Annotated in this window: 23 protein-coding genes; 11 read left to right on the top strand and 12 right to left on the bottom strand. The window is 63.9% G+C overall.

All coding sequences use genetic code 11. The features are described 5' to 3' along the window. Positions 1–19: 19 nt before the first annotated feature. Positions 20–763 (bottom strand): M48 family metallopeptidase, encoded by a 744-nt coding sequence (locus tag MJ639_RS05600; protein ID WP_243369310.1) that lies wholly within the window; start codon positions 761–763, stop codon positions 20–22. 109 nt (positions 764–872) lie between these two features. Continuing rightward, complete coding sequence (locus MJ639_RS05595; protein ID WP_243369309.1) at positions 873–2,102, bottom strand: polyhydroxyalkanoate depolymerase; 1,230 nt, start codon at positions 2,100–2,102, stop codon at positions 873–875. A gap of 235 nt (positions 2,103–2,337) precedes the next feature. On the opposite strand from MJ639_RS05595, the gene MJ639_RS05590 reads away from it, so the two are divergent. Together MJ639_RS05590 and MJ639_RS05585 are read left to right on the top strand one after the other, a co-directional pair. Further along, a complete protein-coding gene (locus MJ639_RS05590; RefSeq protein WP_243369308.1) occupies positions 2,338–3,729 on the top strand; it encodes an ActS/PrrB/RegB family redox-sensitive histidine kinase in 1,392 nt (463 codons plus the stop codon). A gap of 48 nt (positions 3,730–3,777) precedes the next feature. Then, a complete protein-coding gene (locus MJ639_RS05585) occupies positions 3,778–4,335 on the top strand; it encodes an ActR/PrrA/RegA family redox response regulator transcription factor (RefSeq protein ID WP_243369306.1) in 558 nt (185 codons plus the stop codon). A gap of 6 nt (positions 4,336–4,341) precedes the next feature. Here the strand turns inward: MJ639_RS05585 and MJ639_RS05580 are convergent, their stop codons facing one another. The 3 genes from MJ639_RS05580 to MJ639_RS05570 form a co-directional block, all read right to left on the bottom strand. Continuing rightward, positions 4,342–4,839 (bottom strand): MmcB family DNA repair protein, encoded by a 498-nt coding sequence (locus MJ639_RS05580; protein ID WP_243369304.1) that lies wholly within the window; start codon positions 4,837–4,839, stop codon positions 4,342–4,344. 64 nt (positions 4,840–4,903) lie between these two features. After that, positions 4,904–5,290 (bottom strand): YkvA family protein, encoded by a 387-nt coding sequence (locus MJ639_RS05575; protein WP_243369301.1) that lies wholly within the window; start codon positions 5,288–5,290, stop codon positions 4,904–4,906. 13 nt (positions 5,291–5,303) lie between these two features. Continuing rightward, positions 5,304–5,858, bottom strand: coding sequence for a hypothetical protein (locus MJ639_RS05570; RefSeq protein ID WP_243369300.1), 555 nt, complete (start codon positions 5,856–5,858; stop codon positions 5,304–5,306). Positions 5,859–6,024: 166 nt separating this feature from the next. Here MJ639_RS05570 and MJ639_RS05565 point away from each other — a divergent pair, with 166 nt between their 5' ends. From MJ639_RS05565 to MJ639_RS05545, 5 genes are all read left to right on the top strand, one after another. Continuing rightward, complete coding sequence (locus MJ639_RS05565) at positions 6,025–8,544, top strand: ABC transporter ATP-binding protein (RefSeq protein WP_243369299.1); 2,520 nt, start codon at positions 6,025–6,027, stop codon at positions 8,542–8,544. Between the two features lie 103 nt (positions 8,545–8,647). Continuing rightward, on the top strand, positions 8,648–9,550 hold the full coding sequence (locus tag MJ639_RS05560; RefSeq protein WP_243369298.1) for an MBL fold metallo-hydrolase: 903 nt from the start codon (positions 8,648–8,650) through the stop codon (positions 9,548–9,550). 76 nt (positions 9,551–9,626) lie between these two features. Continuing rightward, entirely contained in the window at positions 9,627–10,634 is a 1,008-nt protein-coding gene (locus MJ639_RS05555; RefSeq protein WP_243369297.1) for an NAD-dependent epimerase, read from the top strand. 1 nt (position 10,635) lies between these two features. Next, positions 10,636–11,673 (top strand): MraY family glycosyltransferase, encoded by a 1,038-nt coding sequence (locus tag MJ639_RS05550; protein ID WP_423790758.1) that lies wholly within the window; start codon positions 10,636–10,638, stop codon positions 11,671–11,673. Further along, positions 11,670–12,611 (top strand): NAD-dependent epimerase/dehydratase family protein, encoded by a 942-nt coding sequence (locus MJ639_RS05545; RefSeq protein WP_243369296.1) that lies wholly within the window; start codon positions 11,670–11,672, stop codon positions 12,609–12,611. Before MJ639_RS05550 ends, MJ639_RS05545 begins: the two co-directional genes overlap by 4 nt. On the opposite strand, the gene MJ639_RS05540 is transcribed toward MJ639_RS05545, so the two are convergent. The 3 genes from MJ639_RS05540 to MJ639_RS05530 all read right to left on the bottom strand — a co-directional run bounded on the left by MJ639_RS05540 (position 12,544) and on the right by MJ639_RS05530 (position 16,381). Continuing rightward, positions 12,544–14,508 carry a nucleoside-diphosphate sugar epimerase/dehydratase gene (locus MJ639_RS05540; protein WP_243369295.1) on the bottom strand — a complete coding sequence of 655 codons (1,965 nt, stop codon included), beginning with the start codon at positions 14,506–14,508 and terminating at the stop codon, positions 12,544–12,546. The genes MJ639_RS05545 and MJ639_RS05540 overlap by 68 nt on opposite strands. A gap of 80 nt (positions 14,509–14,588) precedes the next feature. After that, complete coding sequence (locus tag MJ639_RS05535) at positions 14,589–15,380, bottom strand: ABC transporter ATP-binding protein (protein ID WP_243369294.1); 792 nt, start codon at positions 15,378–15,380, stop codon at positions 14,589–14,591. After that, entirely contained in the window at positions 15,377–16,381 is a 1,005-nt protein-coding gene (locus tag MJ639_RS05530; RefSeq protein ID WP_243369293.1) for a FecCD family ABC transporter permease, read from the bottom strand. The genes MJ639_RS05535 and MJ639_RS05530 overlap by 4 nt, the downstream gene beginning before the upstream one ends. An 890-nt stretch (positions 16,382–17,271) precedes the next feature. On the opposite strand from MJ639_RS05530, the gene MJ639_RS05525 reads away from it, so the two are divergent. Continuing rightward, positions 17,272–18,426, top strand: coding sequence for an aminotransferase (locus tag MJ639_RS05525; protein ID WP_243369292.1), 1,155 nt, complete (start codon positions 17,272–17,274; stop codon positions 18,424–18,426). Positions 18,427–18,430: 4 nt separating this feature from the next. Here MJ639_RS05525 and MJ639_RS05520 read toward each other — a convergent pair whose 3' ends face one another. Next, positions 18,431–18,688 (bottom strand): hypothetical protein, encoded by a 258-nt coding sequence (locus tag MJ639_RS05520; RefSeq protein ID WP_243369291.1) that lies wholly within the window; start codon positions 18,686–18,688, stop codon positions 18,431–18,433. Between the two features lie 88 nt (positions 18,689–18,776). On the opposite strand from MJ639_RS05520, the gene MJ639_RS05515 reads away from it, so the two are divergent. The 3 genes from MJ639_RS05515 to MJ639_RS05505 all read left to right on the top strand — a co-directional run bounded on the left by MJ639_RS05515 (position 18,777) and on the right by MJ639_RS05505 (position 21,238). Beyond that, positions 18,777–19,862 (top strand): polyamine ABC transporter substrate-binding protein, encoded by a 1,086-nt coding sequence (locus MJ639_RS05515; RefSeq protein WP_243369290.1) that lies wholly within the window; start codon positions 18,777–18,779, stop codon positions 19,860–19,862. 91 nt (positions 19,863–19,953) lie between these two features. Continuing rightward, positions 19,954–20,673: an SIMPL domain-containing protein gene (locus MJ639_RS05510; protein ID WP_243369289.1), complete on the top strand. Its 720-nt coding sequence runs from the start codon at positions 19,954–19,956 to the stop codon at positions 20,671–20,673. Positions 20,674–20,854: 181 nt separating this feature from the next. Next, complete coding sequence (locus tag MJ639_RS05505) at positions 20,855–21,238, top strand: hypothetical protein (protein ID WP_243369288.1); 384 nt, start codon at positions 20,855–20,857, stop codon at positions 21,236–21,238. A gap of 31 nt (positions 21,239–21,269) precedes the next feature. On the opposite strand, the gene MJ639_RS05500 is transcribed toward MJ639_RS05505, so the two are convergent. The 3 genes from MJ639_RS05500 to hpf form a co-directional block, all read right to left on the bottom strand. Continuing rightward, positions 21,270–23,261 (bottom strand): methyl-accepting chemotaxis protein, encoded by a 1,992-nt coding sequence (locus tag MJ639_RS05500; RefSeq protein WP_243369287.1) that lies wholly within the window; start codon positions 23,259–23,261, stop codon positions 21,270–21,272. Between the two features lie 78 nt (positions 23,262–23,339). Next, positions 23,340–23,798 (bottom strand): PTS IIA-like nitrogen regulatory protein PtsN, encoded by a 459-nt coding sequence (gene ptsN / locus MJ639_RS05495; protein ID WP_243369286.1) that lies wholly within the window; start codon positions 23,796–23,798, stop codon positions 23,340–23,342. Positions 23,799–23,880: 82 nt separating this feature from the next. Next, positions 23,881–24,456, bottom strand: coding sequence for a ribosome hibernation-promoting factor, HPF/YfiA family (hpf, locus tag MJ639_RS05490; RefSeq protein ID WP_243369285.1), 576 nt, complete (start codon positions 24,454–24,456; stop codon positions 23,881–23,883).

Raw genomic sequence — 24,456 nt, 5'->3', positions numbered from 1 at the left:
CTGCTGATCTCATGCGAGCCTAACCGATGCGGTGCAGCGCGCTGCCGTAATCCTTCAGCCAGGCCTCCGCATCATCCGTGCGCGGGCAGAGCTGGTAGGTGATCTTCCAGAAGCGCGGGGAATGGTTGAGCTCGCGCAGGTGAGCCACCTCGTGCGCGGCGAGATAATCCAGCACGAAGTGCGGGGCCATGATGAGGCGCCAGGAGAAGTTGAGCGCTCCATTGGCCGAGCAGGAGCCCCAGCGGCTCTTGGTGTCGCGCACGGTGATGCGCCGGGCCGGAACGCCGAGCTGGGCCGTGTACTTCTTCACGGCCACGGTAAAATCGCGGCGCGCCTCGGCCTCCAAGAAGTCGCGCACCCGGCGGGCTACATGGGCGGCCTCGCCCGTCACGGCGATGATCGGCTCGCCCTCGCTGTCGCGGGTCGCCTGGGTGACGCCGCGAACCGAGGACCAATGGACGATCCGGTGCAGCACCCCACGCAGGGGCACATGGGCGCCGGGCTCGAAGAGCACCCGGTCTGGCACCTTGGCAAGGCGGCTGGCGATCCATTCGCTGTGGCTGTCGGCGAATTTCTGCGCCAAGCCCACATCGGTGCGCTCGGGGATGGTGAGCACGACCTCGCCGGTCGCGTGGGAGACGCGCAACGTGATGCGTTTGGCCGTGGGACGACGCTTGAGAGCCACCTTAAATGACTGGCCCTCATGGGAAACTTTCAAATGAATGGGGTCCGCAGGAACGCGGCGGAACAGAGCGGATTTCATGTCCGCAATCTGCCCGTTTACGTCGATTCTGTCAGCGCAGCCGTTTGCCGCTCCCCAGAACGCATCAAGAACAGACTTGGGCTCTTGACGCGCTCCGGAAGGCTCGTTCTCAGGCCTGATTCTGAATGAATTCAACGATTCGAGGAGCGATTTGAGCCCTGAAGCGCGAACCGTTGAAGACGCCATAGTGACCGACCCCGGCCTGGAGGTGATAGAGTTTCTTGTCCGAAGGCAGATTGGGGGTCAAGTCCAGGGTCGCCAGGGTCTGGCCAACGCCCGAAATATCGTCCTTCTCGCCCTCGATGGCCATGATGGCGCAGCGGCGGATGGCGGAGAGATCGACCTTCTCGCCCCGATGCATCATCTCGCCCTTGGGCAAAGCATGCTTCACGAATACCGTCTCCACCGTCTGCAGGTAGAACTCGGCGGTCAGGTCCATGACGGCGAGATATTCGTCATAGAAGTCCCGGTGCTTCTCGGCCGAATCGCCGTCGCCTTCCACGAGATGGTTGAACATCTCCCAATGGGCGCTCAGGTGCCGGTCGATATTCATGGCCATGAAGCCCGAAAGCTGCAGGAAGCCCGGATAGACGTCGCGCCAGAAGCCCGGATGGGATGGGGGCACCTTCACGATGCAATGCTGCTCGAACCAGTCGATGCCGCGCTCCTCCGCCAGCCGGTTGACGGCGGTGGGCGAGCGGCGGGTATCGATGGGACCACCCATGAGAATCATGGAACGCGGGATGGCGGGATCGTTCTCGGCCTCGAGCCGCGCCACGGCGGCGGCCACCGGCACCGCCGGCTGGCACACGGCCATCACGTGAAGGTCCGGCCCGAAATCACGGAACATGGCCTTCAGGTAGTCGATGTAATCGTCGAGATCGAAGCGGCCTTCCGAGAGTGGCACCATGCTCGCATCGGCCCAATCGGTGATCATCACCTGATGGGTGGGAAGGAAAGCCTCCACCGTGCCGCGCAGCAGCGTGGCATAGTGTCCGGACATGGGAGCGACGATGAGAAGCTTGGGCTGATTCGCGGCGAGCGCATGGTCACGCTTGAACGAAATCACGCGGCAGAAGGGGCGCTCCCACACGATCTCTTCGGTCACAGCGACCTCCTCGTTGCCGAGGGTCGTCGTGGGCAGTCCGAAATCGGGTTTCGTGTAGCGGCGGGTGGTACGCTCGAAAAGCTCGCAGGCAGCGGAAACGGTGCGGCCGTAGGGCGTATTGGTGAGCGGATTGACGGGATTGTCGAAGAAAAGCTTCGTGATGTCGGATGCTGCGCGAGCGGGGCTCAACAGCCAATGGGCGGTATCGTACCAGTAATAAGAAAAATTCATTTACATGTCCCCAAAAGGCCGGGTGCCTCATTTCTCCCGCATCACGGGGTAGGCTTTATCCTCAACCGTAATTTTAAGCTTAAAGTTCCTCTCGTTTATTGCAACAACATTGTCGTTTTAGCCGAAATCCCTTGCGCTCTAACCCCCTTGGAAGCATTGAGCCGTTGCGGCTGTAGGATTTTCTGCCTGCTTGTGTTGCTTGGCGAACGGATTCGTCACCCTATTCTGTTCGGGTATGGTCGCCATCCCAGCCAATAGTCTCAAAACCTTCCCGCATCACATGCGCCTCGACACCCTGGTGAGGCTTCGCTGGCTGGCGGTCGCGGGGCAGGCCACAGCCGTGACGGCGGTGCGATTCGGCCTCGGCTTTCCCCTGCCCTTCGAGCTGTGCTTCGTCGTCATCGCCGCCTCGGTCTGGACCAACCTCATGTTGCGCATCCAGTACCCGGCGAGCCATCGGCTCGGCGAGAACGCGGCCACCGCCCTGCTGGGCTTCGACATCCTGCAGCTGGCGGCCCTGCTCTATCTCACCGGCGGGCTCGAAAACCCCTTCGCCATGCTGTTTCTCGCGCCGGTGCTGATCTCGGCGACGGCCCTGACGCCGGAGCGCACATTGGGCCTCGGCCTTCTCGCCGTCGGCTGCGCCACCTTCCTCGTGCTCTCCCACCAGCCCCTGCCGTGGTTCCCGGGCCAATCCTTAAGCCTGCCGTTTCTCTACGTGTCGGGGATCTGGACCGCGATCCTCCTCGGAACCGTGTTCACCGGCATCTATGCCTGGCGCGTGGCGGAAGAAGCACGCCAGCTCGCGCAGGCGCTGGCCGCCACCGAGCTCGTGCTCGCCCGCGAGCAGCATCTCTCGCAGCTCGACGGCCTCGCCGCCGCCGCCGCCCATGAGCTCGGAACGCCGCTCGCCACCATCGCGCTCGTGTCGAAGGAACTCGCCCACGCGCTGCCGAAGGAGGGATCGGTGGCAGACGACCTGCGGCTTCTGAAGGAGCAGGTGGATCGCTGCCGCTCGATCCTCACCAAGCTCACCTCGATGGGGGAGGAAGACGAGGAAGGCTTCCTGGAGAACGTTTCGCTGAGCCACCTCGTCGAGGAGATCGTCGAACCGCAGCGGGCAGTGGGCTACGACGTGCGCGTACGTGCTCATGGCGAGGGCCCCGAGCCCATGGGGCGGCGCAATCCCGGCGTGGTCTATGGCCTCTCCAATATCCTCGACAACGCCACCGACTTTACCGAGACCCAGGTGATCATCGAGGCCTGCTGGTCGCCTCACGAGGTTTTCATCGAGATCCGCGATGACGGGCCGGGCTATGCGCCCGATATTCTGCTGAGGGTGGGCGAACCCTATGTGACGACGCGCTCCGCCGCGGAGCGCGCGGAAGCCGACAACGACGAAGGAGGTGGATTGGGCCTAGGCCTCTTCATTGCCAAGACTTTGATCGAACGATCCGGTGCGGAACTGACCCTCACCAATGCCGCTCCGCCCGCCACGGGAGCGGTCGCGCGGATCGTTTGGCCGCGTCATGCGTTTGAAAAGGGTGCGGCAATTTCGCCGCAGGGAGAATCCAAGGGGTCTCTCAAAGAACAGGGGAAGAATTCCCATATTCAGGATGGGCCGTAACGGCCTGTTTCATGAAGGAATTGTTCCCAAATGCAAGGAGATGTTCTGATGGCCGACGCGCCTGTTGCGTTCGAGGACCGTGCCGACAAGAGTCTCTTGATCGTGGATGACGATCGGCCCTTCTCGACCCGTCTCGCCCGCGCCATGGAAGGCCGCGGATATCTGGTGCGCGTGGCCGAAAGCGTGGCCGACGGCATCGCCGCTATCGACACCGAGCCTCCGGCCTTCGCAGTCATCGACATGCGTCTCGGCGACGGCAACGGCCTCGACGTGATCGAGCGTTTGAAGACACGCCGTCCCGATGCGCGCGGCGTCATTCTCACCGGATACGGCAACATCGCCACCGCCGTCACGGCGGTGAAGATGGGTGCCTTCGACTATCTCGCCAAACCCGCCGATGCGGACGAGATTCATGCGGCCCTCATGGCGCAGCCGGGCGAGCGCGCGTTGCCGCCGGAGAATCCCATGTCGGCGGACCGCGTGCGCTGGGAGCACATTCAACGGGTGTACGAATTGTGCGGCCGCAATGTCTCGGAAACCGCGCGCCGCCTCAACATGCATCGGCGCACGCTGCAACGCATCCTCGCCAAGCGCGCACCGCGCTAGAGCCTGTCAGAGACGACCGTCTGCAATCCTGTCCGGATCGGCAAGGAAGTGAAGAGCTGACGCCGCCGCATGTGCAAAGCGCAACGTCACCGCCTTGCGGCGCGCGCCGGCGAGCGGATGATGCGCGGATTCCCGCATCACCGCCGCGCCGAAGTTGTCGGCGATGATGAGCCCGCGATCCTCCGGCAGCAGATCGAAAGGCACCGTTTCCGGAATCGCGAAATAGAACCGGTCGCAGAAATCCTCGTAATCGGGCCATTTCCGGTCGGCCCGAAAATCCGCCACGCTCGACTTGATCTCGATGATTGTCAGCGCACCATCCGGCGCGAGCGCAATGAGATCGGCGCGCCTGCCATTGGCGAGCGTGAATTCCGGCAGCGTCACATGACCGAGTTCGGCAAACAGCCGGCGCACGCCGCGCTGGATGCCGGCGGCGACAGGCGATTGCCGCCCATCGGTGGGAAGGACGATGCTGGAGCGGATAGTTGCGGGCGAATCGGACATGAGGGGCAGAGTACCCTCTCTCTCCAAGCCTGCAACGGCAGGAATGTCGCGTGTCGCGATATCTCTAGGCAGCCGATCTCGGCCAGAAAGCCCAGAGAAGAAATCCGGCAGCCATGATCCAGAGGAGAACGATGACGGCAGCAGCAGCACGACTGACAGGTCGCTCGGAACGTCTCTGTGCCTCTTCGCGGAATTCCGCCATGAGCGGGCTTGGAATCATCCTGATCACGAGGGCGATGGCCACGGGCAGAAGGATGATCTCGTCGAGATAACCCAGTACCGGGATGAAATCCGGAATGAGATCGATGGGGCTGAGGGCGTAAGCCGCAATCGCCATCGCTGCTGCCTTCACATGCCACGGAACGCGCGGATCGCGGGCTGCGATGTAGAGGGCAATCACGTCCTTCCTGATGGCGCGAGCCCAGTCCTTCAAGCGCATCCCGATTGTCATGATTCCATTTTGCTCAATGCAGCATCAGATTATGCGGCGACAGGTTATCGAGCATGTCGCGCAGCTCGTCCATATGCGGATTGATGGCAAGCGCGATCTGGAAGGCGGCGCGCGCCTCGTTGAGATGGCCATTGCGCAGGCACACATTGCCGAAGCCGGAGATTGCGCCGAAATGGCGGGGCTCCAGCCGCAAGGTCTGGGCGATGTCGAGCAGGCTGTCCGCATCGCGCTTCTCGATATAGGCGAGCGTCGCGCGCTTGTTCCACGCCTCCGCCCAATCCGGGTGCTTGATCACGAGGTGATCGAGCAAGGGCCTGGCCTTTTGCAATTCACCGGACGCGATGGCCTCGATGGCCGCCGCCAGGGTTTCTTCCGCCAACCGGTCCTCATGCGAGCCCCACAGCGTCCAGATCTGATCCTCGATCTCTTCCGCAGAGCGCTCCGGCTCCGCGTCGGATAGCTCCTTGAAGAGGCGCTCGAGACGGCTCGGCAGCGCCGCCGAAGGCGTGCGGCCGGGGGATTCGAGGATGAGCTGAAAAACCGGATCGACCGGCAGGGACGACGACATCGCTTAGACCGAACACCCTCTCAGAATGGACAGGTACAGGGTGACATAGGGGCGAAGGCCGGGGCGGCGAGAGGCAAATTCAGGTTTGGGCTGGTCGGACGCAGGGTGCTTCGCTAGTTTCATCCCCAAAAGCTCGACCCTCGAGAAGACTGCCAAGGGAGAATTCATGGAGCGCGACCCGTTGCGCCTGGCGTGGAAGACATCTCCGCTACGCCATGCCCTTGGCTTTTGCCTGCTGGTTCTGGCGGGATTGTGCCTGCTTGTCGGCCTCGAACTGATCCGCATCGTGGTGGACCGGGCCGTGGCGGGAGACGCCACCGCACCGGCGGCCCTTCTACCTATCGTCCTGACGCCACCTTCGGCGCTTTGGCCGCAGCCTATCGTCCTGTTCTCCGGGATCGTGCTCGGCCCGCAAAGCTTCACGCTCGCCTCCATCGGCAGCATCCTGCTCGTTCCGGTTCTGATTGCGCTTCTCTTGATCCCCCTCGATGCGATTGCGGTCGGCATCGGCGCGCGGGCGCTCGCGGCTTTGCGCGCCCAGGCACTGGAGGCCATCCTGAAGGCCCCGCCCCAGGCCCAGGACGATCTATCGACCGCAACCGCGCTCGCCGCCCATGGCCTTGCCCGCGAGAACTCGGTTCTGGGCCTCAGCCTGTTCGTTCCGGTCAAGCTCGGCGGCATGATCGGGTTGGCCTTCGCCTATGTGCTCGTGATGGACTGGTATCTCGGCGCGGTCCTTGCCGTGGTTCTGACTATGGGCGCGATCCTCAACGCGCGCCGCGCGCTTCTGCGCTTCGATGCCACCGCCGCGCGCCACCGGGAAGGCGAAACCGCCGAAGGCATTCTCGCCGATCTCGAACATCGCATCCCTGCCATGCGTGCCCACGGCACGGGCTTCTACGAGCGCGACCGGGTGCGCAATCTCCTGATCGAAGGCCATCGCCCCGTCGCGAGGCGCGAGTACCGGCTCGCGCTCGTCGATTCCACTGCCGCCATCGTGCTGATGCTGGCGCCCGTCGCGGTGCTGGCGCTGGGCGCATGGTTCGCGCAATCGCGCCCGCTCACCGCCGGCATGGTGGCGGCCTGCGCGCTCGCTTCGGCGCTCGCGGCCTATGGCGTGCGCGAGATCGTGCAATGGCAACGGCAGGCCCTGCGCGCCCGCGCCCTGCTCACGGACGTGGCGCGCAGCCTCGCCGCGCTCAAGCCTCGCGACATCAAGAAGGGCAAGGCCTCGCTGCCCGAAAACGGCGCGCTCGTGGCTCAAGGCGTCTCGGCTTACGATCCCGCGAGTGGCGCGCGCATCGCTTCCGTGAACCTGAACCTCGCCTTTCCCTCCCATGTGGCGCTCATCGGAGATGGCGATGCGGGTCCGCGCCTGCTCGCCGCTTTGATGGCCGGGCAGATTCATCCCTCCGTCGGGCACCTGACCTATGGCGGCGTGAATCTGATCGAGGCCAATCCCCTCGAGCGCAGCCAGCGGCTTGCTCTTGCAGGAGATACGGTGCTGATCGAAGGCAGCCTCAAGGACAACCTGCTCTATGGCTGTCAGGCGTCGGCGGAAGAGCTGGAGCATCGCCTGTCGGACGCCATCGCGGTGACGGGCCTCGACCGCCTGACCCATGCGCGCGGCCTCTCCGGCACACTCGACCCGAAGCGCGAGCCCGCGATTGCCGCCGCCATCGTGGAAGCGCGCCGCTTCGTGCAGGCAGCACTGGCGCGGGAAGAGCTCGACCGCTTCGTCGATCCGTTCGATGCCACGCGCTACAACCGCTACGCCACGATCGGCGAGAACCTGCTGTTCGGAAAACCCGTCGGCGACACGTTCCATGAGGACAGGCTGTCGGCGCATCCCTATGTACGCGCCCTCCTCGAAGCCAACGACCTCACCAAGACGTTGAGCCGGATCGGCCTGTCCATCGCCACCAGCATGGTGGAGATCTTCACCGACATCCCGGACGGGCATCCGCTGTTCGAGCGGTTCTCGTTCTTCTCCGCAGCCGACCGCGCTTACTTCCAGGATCTCGTGGAGCGCCAGAGCGAGCAGCGTCGGCCTGGGCGCGATCAGGAGCGCCTGATCGGCCTCGCTTTGCGCTACAACGAAAGCCGTCACCGCCTGGGCCTTCTCGATGAGGCCCTCGAACAACGCATTCTCGTCGCCCGCGCCGATTTCGCCCGCATGCTGCCGGTGAGCCTGAAGCCCGCCATCGAGTTCTACGATCAGGCGCTCTTCTGCTCGGCGGCGAGCGTGCAGGACAATCTGCTTTTCGGGCGCATCGCCGCCGATCAGGCCGGCGCGGCGGAGGCCGTGCAGGGCGTGATCCGCCGTGTGCTCACCGAGCGCGGCCTCGATGGTCAGGTCTCCCGCATCGGCCTCGACCTGCCCATCGATCCGCAGGGTGACGATTTGAGCCTGACCGATATCGCCGCCGTCGATCTGGTGCGCTGCCTCGTGCGCCGTCCGAGCATCCTGGTGGTTCAGCGCGCCCTCGACGGCCTGCCCGGCCCCGCCGCCGACAGGCTGGTGACAGCCCTGCGGCGCTCCATGGTGGGACGCGGCCTGATCATCGTCACGCCGACGATTTCCCCCGCCATGGATCATCCGCCCTTCGACGCCGTTATCCGTTTCGAGCGGGGCGAACCGGTGATGGTTCCTCGCGAGAGGCAGCTGGAAGCCTTGAGGGCCTGATGACCGTGAAAGGCCTTACTTGCCATCCGGCGGCGCCTGGGGTCTTCTCCCGGATGTGCGCTATCGCACAGAGACGGGGTTTTCAATCGGGCATGGTCCATCGATGGTAAGCCGAGTTGCATCTTCCGACGAGCTACAGGTCCGCTTCTGGGGCATTCGCGGCTCCACTTGCGCATCTGGGCCTCAGTTCGTGGAGTTCGGCGGCCATACCGCCTGCGTCGAGATCCGCTGCGGCGAGCGCCTTTTCATCGTGGATGCCGGAACGGGCATCTCGGCGCTCGGTATGGCGCTGGGCGACGACGTCCCCGATACCATCGACATTCTCCTCAGCCATCTCCACCTCGACCATGTGGGCGGCCTGCCCTTCTTCAAGCCTGCGCTCACCAAGGAACGGCTGGTGCGCACCTATTGCGGCAACCTCGACGGCGAAAGCGCGATGGATTCGCTGGATAAGCTGTTTTCGCCGCCGCTCTTTCCGGTGCGCCTCGGACAGTTTCCCGCCCGCTTCGAGCATGTGGGCTTCAAGGCCGGCGAGACACTGACCTTCGACGACGGCGCCAGCGTGGAAACCCATTCCCTGAACCATCCGGGTGGAGCGACCGGCTATCGTTTCCGGCATGGCAACCGCAGCGTCTGCTACATCAGCGACGTGGAGCACAGCGAAGCCTGGCCGGATGCATCGCTGACCGAATTCGTCCGCGACGCCGATCTCATGATCTATGACGGAATGTTCTCGGAGGCCGAATATCCGCGATGCCGGGGCTGGGGCCATTCCACCTGGCAGAAGGGCGTGGATCTCGCCCAGAATGCAGGGGTGAAGTCCCTGGCCATCTTCCATCTTTATCCGGGCCACGACGACGCCTTCATCCGTGCCCAGGAAGCCGAGATGCAGACGATAATGCCCTCCGCCTTCGTCGCCCGCGAGCGCCAATCCATCATTCTCGATACGTCTGAAAAGCTGGCAGTTGCGGATTGCCCCAAGGCCGTTAAGGTGCCCGCCGTCTAGAGCATTGCCCGGCGAAGTGGCTGCCGGTTCGCCGATAAGGTAATGCTTCAACACAATCATATGCGGGCTTTTTTTGATGTCCTCACCGATTCTCGTAACCGGCGCGGCCGGTTTCATCGGCTACCACGTGGTCGAACGCTTACTGGCCTTGGGCCATCAGGTGGTCGGTGTCGATTGTTTCACCCCCTATTACGACGTCAGCCTGAAAGAAGCCCGCTTCGCGAGGCTTGCGCCCCGCAACAGCTTTCAGGGCGAGCGTGTCGATCTTTCCGATCCTGAAGCCACGCGCGATCTGTTCAAGCGCCATCGCTTCGAGCGCGTGATCCATCTCGCCGCCCAGCCCGGCGTGCGCTTTACCGATCCGATGCCCTATGCCTCGTCGAACCTCATGGGCTTCATGAACATGCTGGAAGCCTGCCGCCACGGCGGCATCCAGCATCTCGTCTATGCCTCTTCGAGCTCGGTCTACGGCGCCAACCGCAAGCTGCCTTTCTCCGAGCATGACGGCACCGAGCATCCGATCAGCCTCTATGCCGCCACCAAGAAGGCGAACGAGATGATGGCGCATTCCTACGCCTCGCTCTTCGGCCTGCCCTGCACGGGCCTGCGCTTCTTCACCGTCTACGGTCCCTGGGGCCGGCCCGATATGGCGGTCTACAAGTTCACTCACGCCATCTCTGAGGGACGCACCATCGAGGTGGCGAATGGCGGCAAGGTATGGCGCGACTTCACCTATGTCGACGACATCGTGGAAGGTATCGTGCGCCTCGTGGAGAAGGCGCCCGCGGGCGATCCGAACTGGAACGCGGAAAACCCCGATCCCGCCACCAGCGCCGCGCCGCACCGGGTCTACAATATCGGCAACGATTCACCGGAAGAGGTGAACGATCTCGTCGCGCTGATCGAGAACGCGCTCGGCAAAAAGGCGAACCGCGTGGACGTGCCCCTGCCTCCCGGCGACGTGCTGGAGACGCGCGCGGACGTGACGGATCTGCGCCGCGATGTGGGCTTCGCACCCTCGACATCGCTGAAGGACGGCGTGGATCGGTTCGTTGAATGGTATCGCGCGTATCACGGAACTTGAGATGTTCAATTTCGTACCCTTCATGCTCACCGTTCTCGCGGTGGCTTTGCTCGGCGGGGCGCTGTTCAGCGCCTGTCTGATCGTGATTCTGAAGCCCCTTCTGGTGCGCTATGCGCTCGCGCGTCCGAATGCGCGCTCGAGCCACAAGGTGCCGACACCTCAAGGCGGCGGCATCGCCGTTGTCGGGGCAGGTCTCATCGTGGCGGGAATCGTGCTTGTCGGCACAGGCTTTCCTCTCGGCTCCTTTCTGATCGTTGCCGCAGCAGCTCTAGGGCTTGCCGTCGTCGGCGCCGTCGACGACATCCGGCCTCTGCCGGCAGCCTTGCGGCTTCTGCTTCAGATCATCGCCGTCGCTGCTGTCGTTCTGACGAATGAGCTGCGCATCCTTCCCGAATGGATTCCCTTGAGCCTCGAGCAGGCCCTACTGATCTTCGGCGGCGTCTGGTTCGTGAATCTCGTGAATTTCATGGACGGGCTCGATTGGATCACGGTGGCGGAGATGGTGCCGGTCACGGCCTTCCTTGCCCTGCTGTGGTTTGCCGACATGCCGACACAGGCAGCGATTACGTCGGCTGCGCTCTGCGGCGCCTTTCTCGGCTTCGCGCCGTTCAACAAGCCCGTCGCGCGCCTGTTTCTCGGCGATGTGGGCTCGCTTCCCATCGGCCTCCTCGTAGGCTGGATGCTGCTGCAGCTGGCTGGCTCCGACGCACTCGCCGCTGCGCTCCTGCTGCCGCTCTATTATCTGATGGATGCCACCATCACGCTGTTCCGCCGCCTCGCGAAACGCGAGCGGGTGTGGGAGGCGCATCGCAGCCATTTCTATCAGCGTGCCACGGATAACGGCTTCTCCGTCATGTCCGTCGTCACCCATGTCTTCGTGCTCAATCTCGCGCTCGCAGCGCTGGCTGGCGTGACGATCGTGTGGACCTCGGAGATCATGCAGATTGCGGCCCTGGCTGCAGGCTTCGTTCTCGTCGCCCTCGTTCTCCGGCGCTTCTCCCAGCCCCGTGTGTCAGTTCCCCTGGAGGTTTCCCGATGAATGCACCCTTGATCGCGCTCACCGGTTCAACGGGTTTCATCGGCCGTCACATCCTGAGCGAACTCCCGAAGCGCGGTTATCGCGTGCGCGTTCTGCTGCGCCGCCCCTCGGAGGTGCCGGAGGGCGCATCGAGCGCGGTGATCGGCGACATTGCCTCGCCGCACAACATGGCGGCCGCCTTGCGCGATGTGGACATGGTGATCCATTCCGCGGGTCTCGCGCATGCCATGTCGGGCAAGCCCGAGGACGATTACCGCAGCATCAACACCGAGGCGACGATCAAGCTCGCGCAGGCCGCCGAGCGCGCGGGCGTGAAGCGCTTCGTGTTCCTCTCCTCCATCCGCGCGCAGAGCGGCCCGTCCGCGCAGGGAGTGCTCAATGAAGAGATGGAGCCGCATCCGACCGATGCCTATGGGCGCTCGAAGCTTGAAGCGGAGAAGGGCTTAGGCGAACTCGGGCTCGACTGGGCGGCGCTTCGCCCGGTGCTCGTCTACGGCCCCGGCGTGAAGGGCAACATGGCAGCGCTTTTAAAGCTCGCGCAATCGCCCTGGCCGCTGCCGCTCGGCGGACTGAAAGCAAAGCGCTCACTTCTGTCTCTCGATAATCTGACAGCTGCTCTCGACACGCTGCTGAAGGCGCAAGGTTCCTTGCGGCGTCCGTTCATCGCCGCCGATCCGGAGCCGATGACCGTGCCGGAGATCATCGCCGCCCTGCGCAAGGGTTTCGGGCGCGGCCCCGGCCTCATCCCGGTGCCGCCCTTCGCGCTCGGCGCGGCGGCAGCGATGATGGGAAAGGCGGAAGTCTATGAGCGCCTGTCGGGCTCGCTGGTCGCAAGCCCCGCGGCCCTCAAGGGCTTGGGCTGGCAGGCGGTCAATGAGACGCGAGACGGGCTGGCTCGGCTGGCGCGGCAGGTTTCGGAGTCTGGTGCCGGCGCTTGAATTCGGGGATCGCATCCTCGAACACCCGCTCCGCCGCCGCGCGGTCGCCCGCCGCGATGGCCTTGTCGAGCGCATCGAGCCACAGATCGACCTTGGCGCGGTCCGCGAAGATGGGCTTTGCGGCCATGACGCCGTCGATGCCGATCTCCATGCGCGGCTCTTCGCGGGCGAAGAGAATTTCGTGCAGGCGCTCGCCGGGGCGCGTGCCGGTGACGGAGATCTCGATATCCTCGCCGGGCTCGTATCCGGCAAGGCGGATCATGCGCTCGGCGAGATCGTAGATGCGCACCGGCTGGCCCATCTTCAGCACATAGACGGAGACGCGCTCGTCGTTGTTCGACACCTCGATGCTGGGGCGGCTCTCGCCCGCGTGTGAAGCCGAGGTGAGCACCAGATCGGCAGCCTCGCGGGTCGTCATGAAATAGCGCACCATGTCGGGATGCGTGACGGTGACGGGACCACCGCGCGCGATCTGCGCCTTGAACTTCGGCACCACCGAGCCCACCGAGCCCAGCACGTTGCCGAAGCGCACGGCGATGATGCGGGTCGCACCGTTGCGGCCCATGAATTCCGCATCGAGCGCCTGACCGTACATTTCTGCCAGACGCTTCGTGGCGCCGAGCATGGAGACGGGATCGATGGCCTTGTCGGTGGAGATCATCACGATCTCGGACACGCCCGCTTCCACGGCCGCATCGGCCACGTTCACGGAACCGAAGACATTGGTCTTGATGCCTTCCGTCCAGTTACGCTCGAGATAGGGCACGTGCTTGAGGGCTGCGGCGTGGAAAACCACATCGGGCCGGAACTCGTTCATCACCTCCTGCACGCGCACGCGGTCACGCACGTCGGCGATGACGCCGTCTACATTCGTGTCGCCGGTGTTGAGCGAGGGATGTTCCAGGATGTGATGGAGCGACGGCTCGGAGCTCTCCAGGACCATGAGATCGCTGGCGCCGAAGGCCACGACGCGGGTGCAGATTTCCGAACCGATGGAGCCGCCGCCGCCGGTCACGAGCACGCGCTTGCCGCGGATGAAGTTTTCGAGACGCTGCCGGTCGATCTGCACCGTGGGGCGCAGGAGAAGATCCTCGATCTCCAGCGGCGCCAGCTCGGCATCGCGCATGCCTTCGCCGAGGCTCGTCACGCGCACCAGCGGCAGGCCGAGACGGCGCGCGCGCGCCAGCAGCATGTCGGGATTGGCTTCCGACGCTAAGGCGCTCGGCGTCGCCACGAGACGGCGGATCGTTTGGGCGCGTTCCTGGAAATCCTGCACCACCTGATCGAGATCGGCGAAGGTGCCCAGAACCGGCACGCCGCGGATCGACTGTCCCTGATCGTCGGCGCGGTAGGAGAGGATGCCGAGCGGGCGCATCTTCTTGACCGTGCCGGATTCGATGGCGCGCAGGATCACCTCGATATCGTTGCCGCGTCCCAGGATCAGGGTCGGCGTGTTCGAGTCGCGGTCGAGCGTATGGCGGGAGCGGGCATATTTCACATAGCGGAAGGCAAGACGCGGGCCGCCCAACAGGAACATCTGGATCAGCCAGTAGAGCGCGATCGTGATCTTGCCGAAGAAGAACGAACCGAAGAGCTGCGGCGAGAGCAGCACGTAATCGGCGACGAGAAGCGACAGCGCGAGAACCGTCGTGGCGCGGAAAATATTGAAGAGGTCAGGCAGGGAGGCGAAGCGCCACTTGGAGCGGTAGAGGTGGAAGACCCAGTAAACCACGCCCGCGAAGACGACGAAGAACGGCAGGAAACGCGGCAGATAGAACAGCCGCTCGTTCAGCTGCGCTCCTTCGAAGCGCACGGCAAAGGTCACGGCGACGGCAATGGCCGTCATCGCGAGGTCGTGCAACACGATCGCCGTCTTCTTGAAATCCTGCCGATTCATTGCTCTGCCATCACTTGAACCGGGGGTATCGGCCCGGCCCAACCCTTTGTCAATGTAGTAAAGTCACCTCGATCCGCGACTTACTCTCCCTGCTCTTCCAGCAAGGGACGATCCGCCACGACGATGAGGTAGCCGCCGTCATGGGCCACATGCGCCTGAATTCCAAAATGGGCGGCAATCCTCTTCTCCGTCAGAACGGCCGCAGGAGTTCCGGAGGCTGCCACAACGCCCTTATCGAGAAGGATGATCTCATCTGCGAAGCGTGCCGCCAAGGTGAGATCGTGCATGATGACGGCAACCGTCCGTCCCGAACGCACCTGATCCTTGAGCACGTCGAGCACGATGAGCTGATGGCGCGGATCGAGCGCGGCGACGGGCTCGTCCGCCAAGAGCACCGGGGCCTGCGTCGCCAGAGCGCGGGCGAGCAGAACCCGCGCCCGCTCGCCGCCGGACAATTCCGTGGCGGGCCTCGCCTCGAAACCTTTGAGTCCCACGGCCCGAATGGCTTCGGCCACGGCCTCTTCGCCCTTTTGCGAGAGGCTATCGGGCTTCTCGCCATGGGGCAGACGGCCGAGAGCGACCACTTGGGCCACCGGCAGAGGCCAGGCGACGTTTCCGCCCTGGGGCAGATAGGCGATGGCGCGCGCCCGGTCGCCGGCATTCATGCGCGCCACCGGATGCCCGTCGAGGGTCACCTGCCCGCTGGTGGGCGGCAGGAGGCCTGCGAGACTGCGCATCAGCGTGGTCTTGCCCGCGCCGTTGGGCCCCACGATCACCGTGAGGCGACCGGACGGTATCGTCAGATCGACCCGCGAGAGCGCATGGCGGCGGCCGAGATCGACGGCGAGGTCGTGGGCGCAGAGCTCGCTCATACGGGCATCTCCGCGAGTTCGGCCTTGCGGCGCGCGATCACCCAGAGAAAGAACGGCACCCCAAGAATGGCGGTGAGCACGCCGACCTTGATCTCCGTCTGCGACGGGATGAGCCGGACCGCACAATCGGCGGCGAGCAGCAGGGCCGCGCCCGCCAGCCCCGAAGGCACGAGGGTACGGGCGGGATCATAGCCCGCGAAGGGGCGCACCAGATGCGGCGCGACGAGGCCGACGAAGCCGATGGAGCCCGCCACCGCCACCGACGCGCCCGTGCCAATGGCCGCTCCCGCCACCAGCAGGAAGCGCAGGCGCATGAGGTTGATGCCGAGGCTGCGCGCGGTCTCCTCGCCGAGAGCGAGCGCTCGAAGCCCGGTCGAGGCGGAGAGGACGAGGAGCGAGGCGAGAAGAATGAAGGGGCTGGCGAGCCCCACATGGACGATGGAACGATCCTCGAAGGAGCCGAGCAGCCAGAACACGATCTCGGTGACGGCGAAGGGATTGGGCGAGAGGCTGATGGCGAGCGACGTGCCCGCCCCCGCGAGGCTTCCCACCGCGAGACCGGAGAGAACGAGCACCACCACGGTGGCCCGGCGTCCCGCCACCGCCACGACGAGGGCGACCGAGATGAGCGCCCCGAGAATCGCAGTCACCGGCAGCACCCAGGACAAGGCTCCCACGAGGCCCGAATAGAGCACGATCACCGCCCCGAAGGCGGCGGCCTGCGGCGCGCCGAACACCGCCGTATCAGCCAGCGGATTGCGCAGCAGGCCCTGCAAGCCTGCGCCTGTGAGCCCGAAGATCCAGCCGATGAGAATGGCGAGCAGCGTGCGCGGCAGACGGATGTCGCGCACAACGATGGTGGCGCTGCCCTGATCCGACACGAGCGCGGTCAGCGCCTGCCACGGCCCGATCGGCGCGGGACCGACCACGAGCGAGGCAAGGCTCAAGGCTCCGATGAGGAGAATGAGGCTTGAGATGAGGAGAGGCCGGGGCGAACGCATGCAAGTTTCGATGTTGTCGCCTCCGCGATAGCAACCCTGCTCTGCGTTGTCATCCTGGAGCTGCGGGAGTGAGGTTGGGAATCGCAAGACGAGAATGACGCTTGAACCACTACGGTGTCATTCCCGGCCTTGAGCCGGTGATCGGTTCGTGACGCGCAGCGCTTTTCATAATCGGGATGGCCGAGACAGGACCGGCCATGACGGAAAACGACTGGCGTCATCCCGGACGAAGCATAGCGAAGATCCGGGATCGCGTGACGAGAATGGCGCGGGTTCTCCCTCTCCCTGAGGGAGAGGCCTGGGGTGACGGGTTACGGGTCTTTCCGGAAAGGCGGTGACCCTCACCCGCCGCGCTGGCGCGCGTCGACCTCTCCCGCCCGGGAGAGGTATTCCAGCGCCTTATTCGGCTCGCGATCCCGGCTCGGCTGCGCCGTCCGGGAGGACGCCCTATGAGGCATGTTCCGCTTTTGTTCTTGACTGTGGTCCTAAGCTGGGCTATATGTGTTGGTGTCCTGGCTCGATGAGGGGCGCGCTCGCGAGGCGTCGCATGTGTCGGAGCCGGGAACGGTCCCGGTTCGGTCTCGCAAGCCGGGCCGGGAGGCCCATCGTTGCAAGACACGATGTCCGCCTAAAAGAACCGTGCGCGAGGGGCCGTCAGGTTCTTCTCACTCTCACAAGCGAACCGGACGGCCTCTCGCGCCTCCCTCACCCCATACCTCGGGCCACACAAGCCGCGAGGCCATTCCCGCTCGCTCTTTGACATCTCACAAGCGCCACTTGCACAATCCGAAACATAGCTGCGCTTATTCCTCTTCAGTTGATGTTCGATCTTGGCTCCCGCCATGATACGAAGCCCCATTCAGATTGCTGCGATTGCTTGAGGAGCCGGCATGAACCGTTTGTTCGCCAACCTGCCCACCACCGTCTTCGAAGTCATGTCGAGCCTCGCCCGCGAAACCGGCGCGATCAATCTCGGCCAGGGCTTCCCGGACGATCCGGGTCCGGAGGACGTGCGGCGCGCAGCCGCCGAGGCGGTGCTCAACGGCTACAACCAATATCCGTCGATGATGGGTCTGCCTGAGCTGCGCTCCGGGATCGCCGCGCATTACAAGCACTGGCAGGGTCTCGATCTCGATGCGAACACGGAAGTCATGGTGACGTCAGGCGCGACGGAAGCTCTTGCCGGCGCGATCCTCGGCATCGTGGAGCCGGGCGACGAGGTGGTTCTGTTCGAGCCCATGTACGACGCCTATCTGCCGCTCGTGCGATTGGCCGGCGGCGTTCCGAAATTCGTCACGCTCCAGCCGCCGCATTTCCGTCTGACGGAGGAAGCGCTCGCAAAAGCCTTCTCGCCGAAGACCAAGGCTGTCGTGTTCAACAATCCTCTCAATCCCACGGCGACCGTGTTCTCGAACGAAGACCTCGCGTTGCTCGCGGATTTCTGCCGCAAGTTCGACGCCATCGCGATCTCCGACGAGGTGTGGGAGCACGTGGTGTTCGACGGCATCAAGCATCAGCCGGTGCTGGGCTTGGATGGGATGCGCGACCGCTCGGTGAAAATCGGATCGGCCGGAAAAATCTTCAGCCTCACGGGCTGGAAGGTGGGCTTCGTCTGCGCCGCCCCCCACATCATGAAGGTGCTGGCGAAATCGCACCAGTTCCTCACCTTCACCACCGCGCCCAATCTGCAAACGGCGGTCGCCTATGGGCTTGCCAAGGACGACAGCTATTTCGAGGACATGCGCAAGAATTTCGCCCGCAGCCGCGACCGCTTCACCGACGGCCTGAAGACGCTCGGTTTCGACGTGATCCCGAGCCAGGGCACCTACTTCCTCAACATCGACATCTCAGCCCTGGGCGAGACCGACGACGTCGCCTTCTGCCGCCGCCTCGTCATGGAGCACGGCGTCGCCGCGATCCCGGTCTCAGCCTTCTATGCGGAAGGCGCGGTGAAGAACGTGGTGCGCTTCTGCTTCGCGAAGAAGGATTCGACGCTGGACGCAGGCCTGGAACGGCTGGCGGATGTGGTGAAGCGGGCGGCGTAGAAAGCTAAGCCTCGTTGCTGGAGATTTCTGACCGTGCATGGTTCAACCATGCAGCCATTCCCTTTTGCTGGGCTCTGGCTTCGAGAAACTCGACGATTTCTTTGAATTCGTGCTCGGTCTGCGCCTTATCCAAATGATAGGGGATGTTATGGAAGAGATCCGCTAAATCAAAAATCCCTTTGTTTTTCTCCTGATAGGCGGCGACCCGCATATCCAGCAATGCACGGGCCAGGAGCTTATAAACTAAATGCCTGTCACTCATTCTTGCTAATTATCCCTTTGACTTTATTCTGAGTTTAGGATGCGTTTAGCATCGATAATACCTAACCTTATAGGAGTTCCCTCCCCTGATGATCCGTCTCCTCGCTTCGGTTGCTTTGGGCCTTGGCCTTGTCACCGCCGCCGCCGCTCAAGAGCGTGTGGTCAACGTCTATAACTGGTCCGATTATGTGGACCCCAAGGCGCTGGACGAGTTCACGAAACAGACCGGCATCAAGGTGGTTTACGACACCTACGACAACAACGAGATCGTCGAGACGAAGCTGCTCGCCGGCAAGTCGGGCTACGACATCGTGGTGCCCTCGGGCCCGTTCGTGCAGCGCCTTATAGGCGCCAAGGTGTTCCGGAAGCTCGACAAGGCGAAGCTGCCGAACCTGTCGAACCAGTGGCCGGAGGTGACGCAGCGCCTCGCCGTGTTCGATCCGGGCAACGAATATGCCGTCAACTACATGTGGGGCACCACCGGCATCGGCGTGAACGTGAAGAAGGTGAAAGAGATCCTCGGCGACATGCCGCTCAACACCTGGGATCTGGTGCTCAAGCCCGAGGTCGCCTCCAAGCTCAAGGCTTGCGGCATCTACATGCTGGATAGCCCCGAAGACCTCTTCCCCGGCGTGATGGCCTATCTCGGCCTCAACCCGGATTCCAAGAAGAACGAGGATCTGACCAAGGCGGGCGATGCCCTGTTCCGCATCCGCGGCAACATCCAGAAGTTCCACTCCTCCGAATACATCAACGCGCTCGCCAACGGCGATATCTGCGTGGCGGTGGGCTATTCGGGCGACATGGTGCAGGCGAAGAAGCGCGCCGAGGAAGCCAAGAACAATGTGGAGATCGCCTACGTGATTCCGCGCGAAGGCGCGCTCATGTGGTTCGACAGCTTCGTGATCCCGGCGGATGCCAAGAACGTGAACGAGGCACACGAGTTCATCAACTTCATGATGAAGCCCGAGATCGCCGCCATGAACACGAACTACGTGTCCTACGCATCGGGCAACCTCGCCGCCAAGAAGGACATCGATCCCGCGATCCTCAACGATCCCGGCATCTATCCCGACGAGGCCACCATGAAGCGCCTCTTCACCAACACGGCCTATGACGAGCGCTCGCAGCGCACCGTCACCCGCCTGTGGACCCGGGTGAAGACGGGCCGTTAATCGCCCGCTCAGGTTTCATCCGGCAAAGATGTTACGCCCTTTCAACTCCGCCTACGGGCGGAGTTGTCTTTTGAAAGAAGGACGTTCCATCATGCGCCTCGCCCTCGCAGCCGCTCTTGCGCTTGCTCTTGCCGCTCCGGCTCTCGCCCAGACACCCGCTCCCCGCCAGCCGACGATCAGCGTCATGGGAACGGGCGAGGCCGAGCTGAAGCCGGATTTCGCCAATCTCTTCGTCAGCGTTCAGACCGAAGCGCCGACCGTCGCGCAGGCTTCCGCCGCCAACAATACCGCCACGGAGCGGGTGCTGGCGCGCATCCAGAGCCTCGGCATCAAGCGCGAGGATATTCAGACGGTGAATTTCCAGGTCTTCAAGATCGAGCCGCCTGAGGAAAAGCTCAATTCCGCAGACAAGGACGCGCTGAAGTTCGGTGCCAATCACCGACTGCGGATCAAGACCCGCGATCTTGCCGGCGTCGGTAAGCTCGCAGGCGAAATCCTCGCCAGCGGCGACATGACTTTCCAATCCGTCTCCTTCGGTCTCGACCGCCAGGAGGAAGGCGGCGACAAGGCGCGCGAGGCCGCCGTGCGCGATGCCAAGCGCCAGGCCGGGGTTTATGCCAATGCGGCTGGTGTCACGCTGGGCAAGCTGATCGAGATCCGTGACGGCTCTGCCCAGCCCGTCGAGCCGCAGCCCGAGATGATGCGCATGCGCATGGCTGCCGCGAAGGGCCCTGAAGAGGTGCCGCTCGTGCCCCCCGCCACGATCCGCTACATCGCCAACGTGCAGCTCGTCTGGGAGCTGGCGCAGTAGCCTCGGCAAGACCGGCGCATCGTGGTAGATTGGCGAAATCGTCAATTGAGCCGATCAGCCTGGACGACCGGGACCCTTCATCCGGTCGTCCCGCCCATGCTCACGAGGATGCCTGCCGTCGAGCAGGACCGGCTCATCTCTTTGCAGGCAAGGCCAGAACACCTTGCAGGAGATCGACCCGATGACGAAGACCGTCACCTCCCTCTTCCATAGCGGGCAGCACGCCGCGACAGCAGCGAGCCGCCTGGAACAGGCTGGCATCCCGAAGGATGGCATCGACATCTGGTCCAGTTCGATCAACCTCGGCCCCATGCTGGCGGATGCAGGCGTGTCATGGTCCGACACGGAAGCCTATATGGAGGGCGTTCTCAACGGCGGCTCCGTGGTCATCGTGAGCTGCCCCGACGACGAGGTCGACCGGGTGGTCCATATCCTCGACGACGAGGGCATGCTGGATCTCGACGAGCAGCGCGCCTCCGGAATTTCCGAAGGATCGGAAGAGCCCACAGGCCATGGCCGGGCGCGCATCCAACCGCTCGACCAGAACCGCCCGATGCAGGAATAAGCGTTTCCCCGACGCGCTTTCTCGACCAGAATCAGGCGGCCCTGACACTGGTGAGAAACTGATGGATCTCGCGTCCGAGACGTTCTGCCTGGGCGTCCAGAGCGGCGGAGAGATGAGCAACCGTGCGTGCCGCATCGAGAGAGCGCACCGCCACATTCTCGGTGGTCTCGATGGCGGAGGCCCCGGCCTGCGCTTCCGTCGAAACCTGGGCCACGGAGCGGGCAATCTCGGACACCGCCACCGTCTGCTGGCTGATGGTTCCGGCAACGCCCGACACTACGCCTGCGAGATCGTCCACCGAAACCTGGACTGAACCCAGAGCCACAAGCGTCTCGCGCGAGGCAGCCTGCACCGCCTCGATCTGCCGCGCAATTTCCTCGGTAGCTTTCGACGTTTGCCCCGCCAGGTCCTTCACCTCGCTAGCGACCACGGCAAAGCCCTTGCCGGCTTCGCCCGCGCGCGCCGCCTCGATAGTGGCGTTGAGCGCCAGCAGATTGGTCTGCGCCGCGATGGAGCGGATGAGGTCGGCCACCTGCCCGATATGGGACGTGGCCTCCGCCAGAACCGTCATGCTGCCGGATGCGCCCCGCGCTTCCGTTACAGCGCGCTCGGAAGCTTGCGTCGAGGCCTGCGTCTGCGAAGCGACCTCGGCGAGCGATGCATCGAGCTCTTCCGCCGCACTCGCCACCGCCGCCATGTTCTGCGAGGTGCGCGACGAAGCGGAGCCCGCAACTTGAGCCTGCTGCGTGACCTGATTGGCCGAGCCCTCCAGTTCGCCGGAAGCCGTGGTGAGATCACCCGTGGCGCGACGCACCTCGCCGAGAATCTGCTCCACGGAGGCATCGAAACTGGCGATCGCTTCCGCGATGGCTTGAGCGCGCCGGGCCTCGAAGGCCGCCTGGCCCTCGCGCTCCTGCGTCAGCCGCTCGCGTTCGCGGGCATTGTCGCGGAAGACCAGAACTGTGCGCGCCATGGCGCCGATTTCATCCGACGCGGCGGTGGAGGGAATCTCCACGCCAGCATCGCCATCGGCCAGACGTTTCATGGCTTGCTGAAGACGGCCCAAGGGCAGCGAGATCGAACGCCCGACGAGGAAGTTCAGCGCCAGGCCCAGAACCAGCGTCAGGCCCATCGCCCAGAGAATGAGCGTGAAGGTGCGCTGCTGCGAGGCCGTCAGGGCCTCGGCGGTTCTTGCAGCCTCGTTTTCCACCTTGGACAGGAGTTGATCGAGGATCGGCACGAGCAGATCGAACTGGCCTTTGAGCTTCTCGCCCTGACCCGCCACCTGCTGCTCCAACGCTGCCCAGGACTGGAAGGCTGTCTGATAGGCTTCGCCTGCCTGCTGCACATTCGGCTTTTCGGCTTCCGCCTCGCCGGAGAGCTGAGCCAGCGCGCGAGTGAAACGGCCCTGATCGACATCGAAGGCGCCCAGCAGGCTCTCGTCGAGCACGAGACGGGCGCGAGCCTCCTGCCTGAACATGCCAAGTGTCGCAGCCCACAGGCGGATGGTGGCCGCCTCGCCATTTCCGGCAAGCGGCCTGACCGTTCGTTCCAGATGCTCCTCGGTGGACAGCAATTGCCCCAAGGCTCCCTCGTCAGCCTTGTAGCCGATGGCCGTATAGAGCTTGTCGAGTGCCGTGCCCTGCTCGCTCAGGGTGCCGGCACGCCCTTTGAGCTCTTTCACCTCGGCTTCGATCAGGGCAGCCCCGGGAGCGGAGGCGATCTCGTCGAGCTGGGCGGCAAGGGCCTTCTGCTGATCGAGAAAGGCCTGGCCGTGATGACCCTGGCGGGTTGAGGTCCATTCGAGGGTCACCGCCTTCAAGGCATCGGCGCGGCCGCGGAACTGATAGGCCTTCTCGGCCAAGTTGAAGTAGATCTGCTGCGTATGAAGAGCGCCCTCGACCTCGCCCCGGCCGGTTTGAAACACGCCGGCGATCACCGCGAACCCAATCCCCATGATGCCGCTCAAAGCAGCAACACGCACCCTGACAGACGGCCAACGCAAGCCAGAAAGAGACGCCATTGTCCCGATTCTCCCTCATTTTTGGGGAACGCTAGCCAAGCTTGCTTGCGCGAAGTTGGCGTCGGGACAGACTGAAGATCAGGCGGCCTTCGGCAGCTCGGTCATGATTGCATAGAGGGCGGTGGCGTCCTTCGTGGCGCGCACCCGCTCGATCAGGCCGGGTTCGCGCAGCACTCGGGCTACCCGGGCGAGCGCCTTCAGGTGGTCCGCTCCTGCGCCTTCCGGCGCCAGGAGCAGGAAGAGAACGTCCACCGGCTGGCCGTCGAGGGCCTCGAAATCGACCGGCTTATCGAGGCGCGCCACAAGCCCGAAGATACGGGTGAGGCCGGCCAGTTTGCCGTGGGGGATGGCAATCCCCTCACCGATCCCGGTAGAGCCGAGGCGCTCGCGCTGAAGCAGCGCCTCGTAAATGGCGCCTTCGGGCAAAGTCGTGAGTTTGGCCGCATGGATAGCCAGCTCCTGAAGAGCCTGCTTCTTGCCGCTCACGCGCAGGGCGGGAAGAACCGCCTGGGGGTCTAGGAAATCCAGCAAGGGCATCGATCACGCTGCATTAGAGTGAGAAGCCTTCAAGGCCTCGCACCGTTCCAGGCAAAAACCAGGCCAAGAGAGGTAACCCCCATCAAGGCTGAGCGGGTGGCGGGTCGACCCAACCGATCGCTCCGTCGCCGCGGCGGTATACGACGTTCACGCGGCTGGTGCTAGCGTGGATGAACACGAGAGCGGGCACGCCGGTCAGATCAAGCCGCATCACCGCATCGCTGACGGATAAGCGATGAAGGGGTTTCGTGGTTTCCGCAATGACAACAGGATGATAGCCCTCCCCCCCGACCATCTCGTCGGTAGGCGCCTCGAAAACCGCATAGGGTGCTTCGAGGCTGTTTTCCCGCCCATTTCCGGGATTGGCGTGCTCCTTGAGCCGCTGCTTGTAGCGGCGCAGGCGCTTTTCGATGCGAATCGCCGACTGGTCGAAGCTGGAATAAGCGTCCTGGGCTGCACCCGAGGCTTCGATGGTGATGCCGGAGGTCAGATGGAGCACGCAATCGGTGCGGAAGCCTGTGCCGTCCTTGGCCACCGTCACATGGCCGGAATAGCCTCCGTCGAAATATTTCCCCATGGCGCCCGCGACACGGTCCGTCACCTGGGCTCGAAGGGCCTCCCCGATATCGAGATTCTTTCCCGAAACCCTCAGCGTCAT

The sequence above is a fragment of the Microvirga solisilvae genome (assembly GCF_022808595.1).
Lineage (GTDB): Bacteria > Pseudomonadota > Alphaproteobacteria > Rhizobiales > Beijerinckiaceae > Microvirga > Microvirga solisilvae.
The sequence above is the reverse complement of the archived record's forward strand: the minus strand, read 5'-3'. Positions and strand labels throughout refer to the sequence as shown.

Bases quoted from the DNA above. Each gene is read 5' to 3' on its own strand.
- MJ639_RS05505 (WP_243369288.1), top strand. From the start codon at position 20,855: ATGACGAAGACCGTCACCTCCCTCTTCCATAGCGGGCAGCACGCCGCG.
- MJ639_RS05580 (WP_243369304.1), bottom strand. From the start codon at position 4,839: ATGTCCGATTCGCCCGCAACTATCCGCTCCAGCATCGTCCTTCCCACC.
- MJ639_RS05550 (WP_423790758.1), top strand. From the start codon at position 10,636: ATGTTCAATTTCGTACCCTTCATGCTCACCGTTCTCGCGGTGGCTTTG.
- MJ639_RS05540 (WP_243369295.1), bottom strand. From the start codon at position 14,508: ATGAATCGGCAGGATTTCAAGAAGACGGCGATCGTGTTGCACGACCTC.
- MJ639_RS05530 (WP_243369293.1), bottom strand. From the start codon at position 16,381: ATGCGTTCGCCCCGGCCTCTCCTCATCTCAAGCCTCATTCTCCTCATC.
- MJ639_RS05525 (WP_243369292.1), top strand. From the start codon at position 17,272: ATGAACCGTTTGTTCGCCAACCTGCCCACCACCGTCTTCGAAGTCATG.
- MJ639_RS05500 (WP_243369287.1), bottom strand. From the start codon at position 23,261: ATGGCGTCTCTTTCTGGCTTGCGTTGGCCGTCTGTCAGGGTGCGTGTT.
- ptsN (WP_243369286.1), bottom strand. From the start codon at position 23,798: ATGCCCTTGCTGGATTTCCTAGACCCCCAGGCGGTTCTTCCCGCCCTG.
- MJ639_RS05590 (WP_243369308.1), top strand. From the start codon at position 2,338: ATGGTCGCCATCCCAGCCAATAGTCTCAAAACCTTCCCGCATCACATG.
- MJ639_RS05510 (WP_243369289.1), top strand. From the start codon at position 19,954: ATGCGCCTCGCCCTCGCAGCCGCTCTTGCGCTTGCTCTTGCCGCTCCG.
- MJ639_RS05555 (WP_243369297.1), top strand. From the start codon at position 9,627: ATGTCCTCACCGATTCTCGTAACCGGCGCGGCCGGTTTCATCGGCTAC.
- MJ639_RS05600 (WP_243369310.1), bottom strand. From the start codon at position 763: ATGAAATCCGCTCTGTTCCGCCGCGTTCCTGCGGACCCCATTCATTTG.
- MJ639_RS05515 (WP_243369290.1), top strand. From the start codon at position 18,777: ATGATCCGTCTCCTCGCTTCGGTTGCTTTGGGCCTTGGCCTTGTCACC.
- MJ639_RS05595 (WP_243369309.1), bottom strand. From the start codon at position 2,102: ATGAATTTTTCTTATTACTGGTACGATACCGCCCATTGGCTGTTGAGC.
- MJ639_RS05585 (WP_243369306.1), top strand. From the start codon at position 3,778: ATGGCCGACGCGCCTGTTGCGTTCGAGGACCGTGCCGACAAGAGTCTC.
- MJ639_RS05565 (WP_243369299.1), top strand. From the start codon at position 6,025: ATGGAGCGCGACCCGTTGCGCCTGGCGTGGAAGACATCTCCGCTACGC.
- MJ639_RS05570 (WP_243369300.1), bottom strand. From the start codon at position 5,858: ATGTCGTCGTCCCTGCCGGTCGATCCGGTTTTTCAGCTCATCCTCGAA.
- MJ639_RS05560 (WP_243369298.1), top strand. From the start codon at position 8,648: ATGGTAAGCCGAGTTGCATCTTCCGACGAGCTACAGGTCCGCTTCTGG.
- MJ639_RS05520 (WP_243369291.1), bottom strand. From the start codon at position 18,688: ATGAGTGACAGGCATTTAGTTTATAAGCTCCTGGCCCGTGCATTGCTG.
- MJ639_RS05545 (WP_243369296.1), top strand. From the start codon at position 11,670: ATGAATGCACCCTTGATCGCGCTCACCGGTTCAACGGGTTTCATCGGC.
- hpf (WP_243369285.1), bottom strand. From the start codon at position 24,456: ATGACGCTGAGGGTTTCGGGAAAGAATCTCGATATCGGGGAGGCCCTT.
- MJ639_RS05535 (WP_243369294.1), bottom strand. From the start codon at position 15,380: ATGAGCGAGCTCTGCGCCCACGACCTCGCCGTCGATCTCGGCCGCCGC.
- MJ639_RS05575 (WP_243369301.1), bottom strand. From the start codon at position 5,290: ATGACAATCGGGATGCGCTTGAAGGACTGGGCTCGCGCCATCAGGAAG.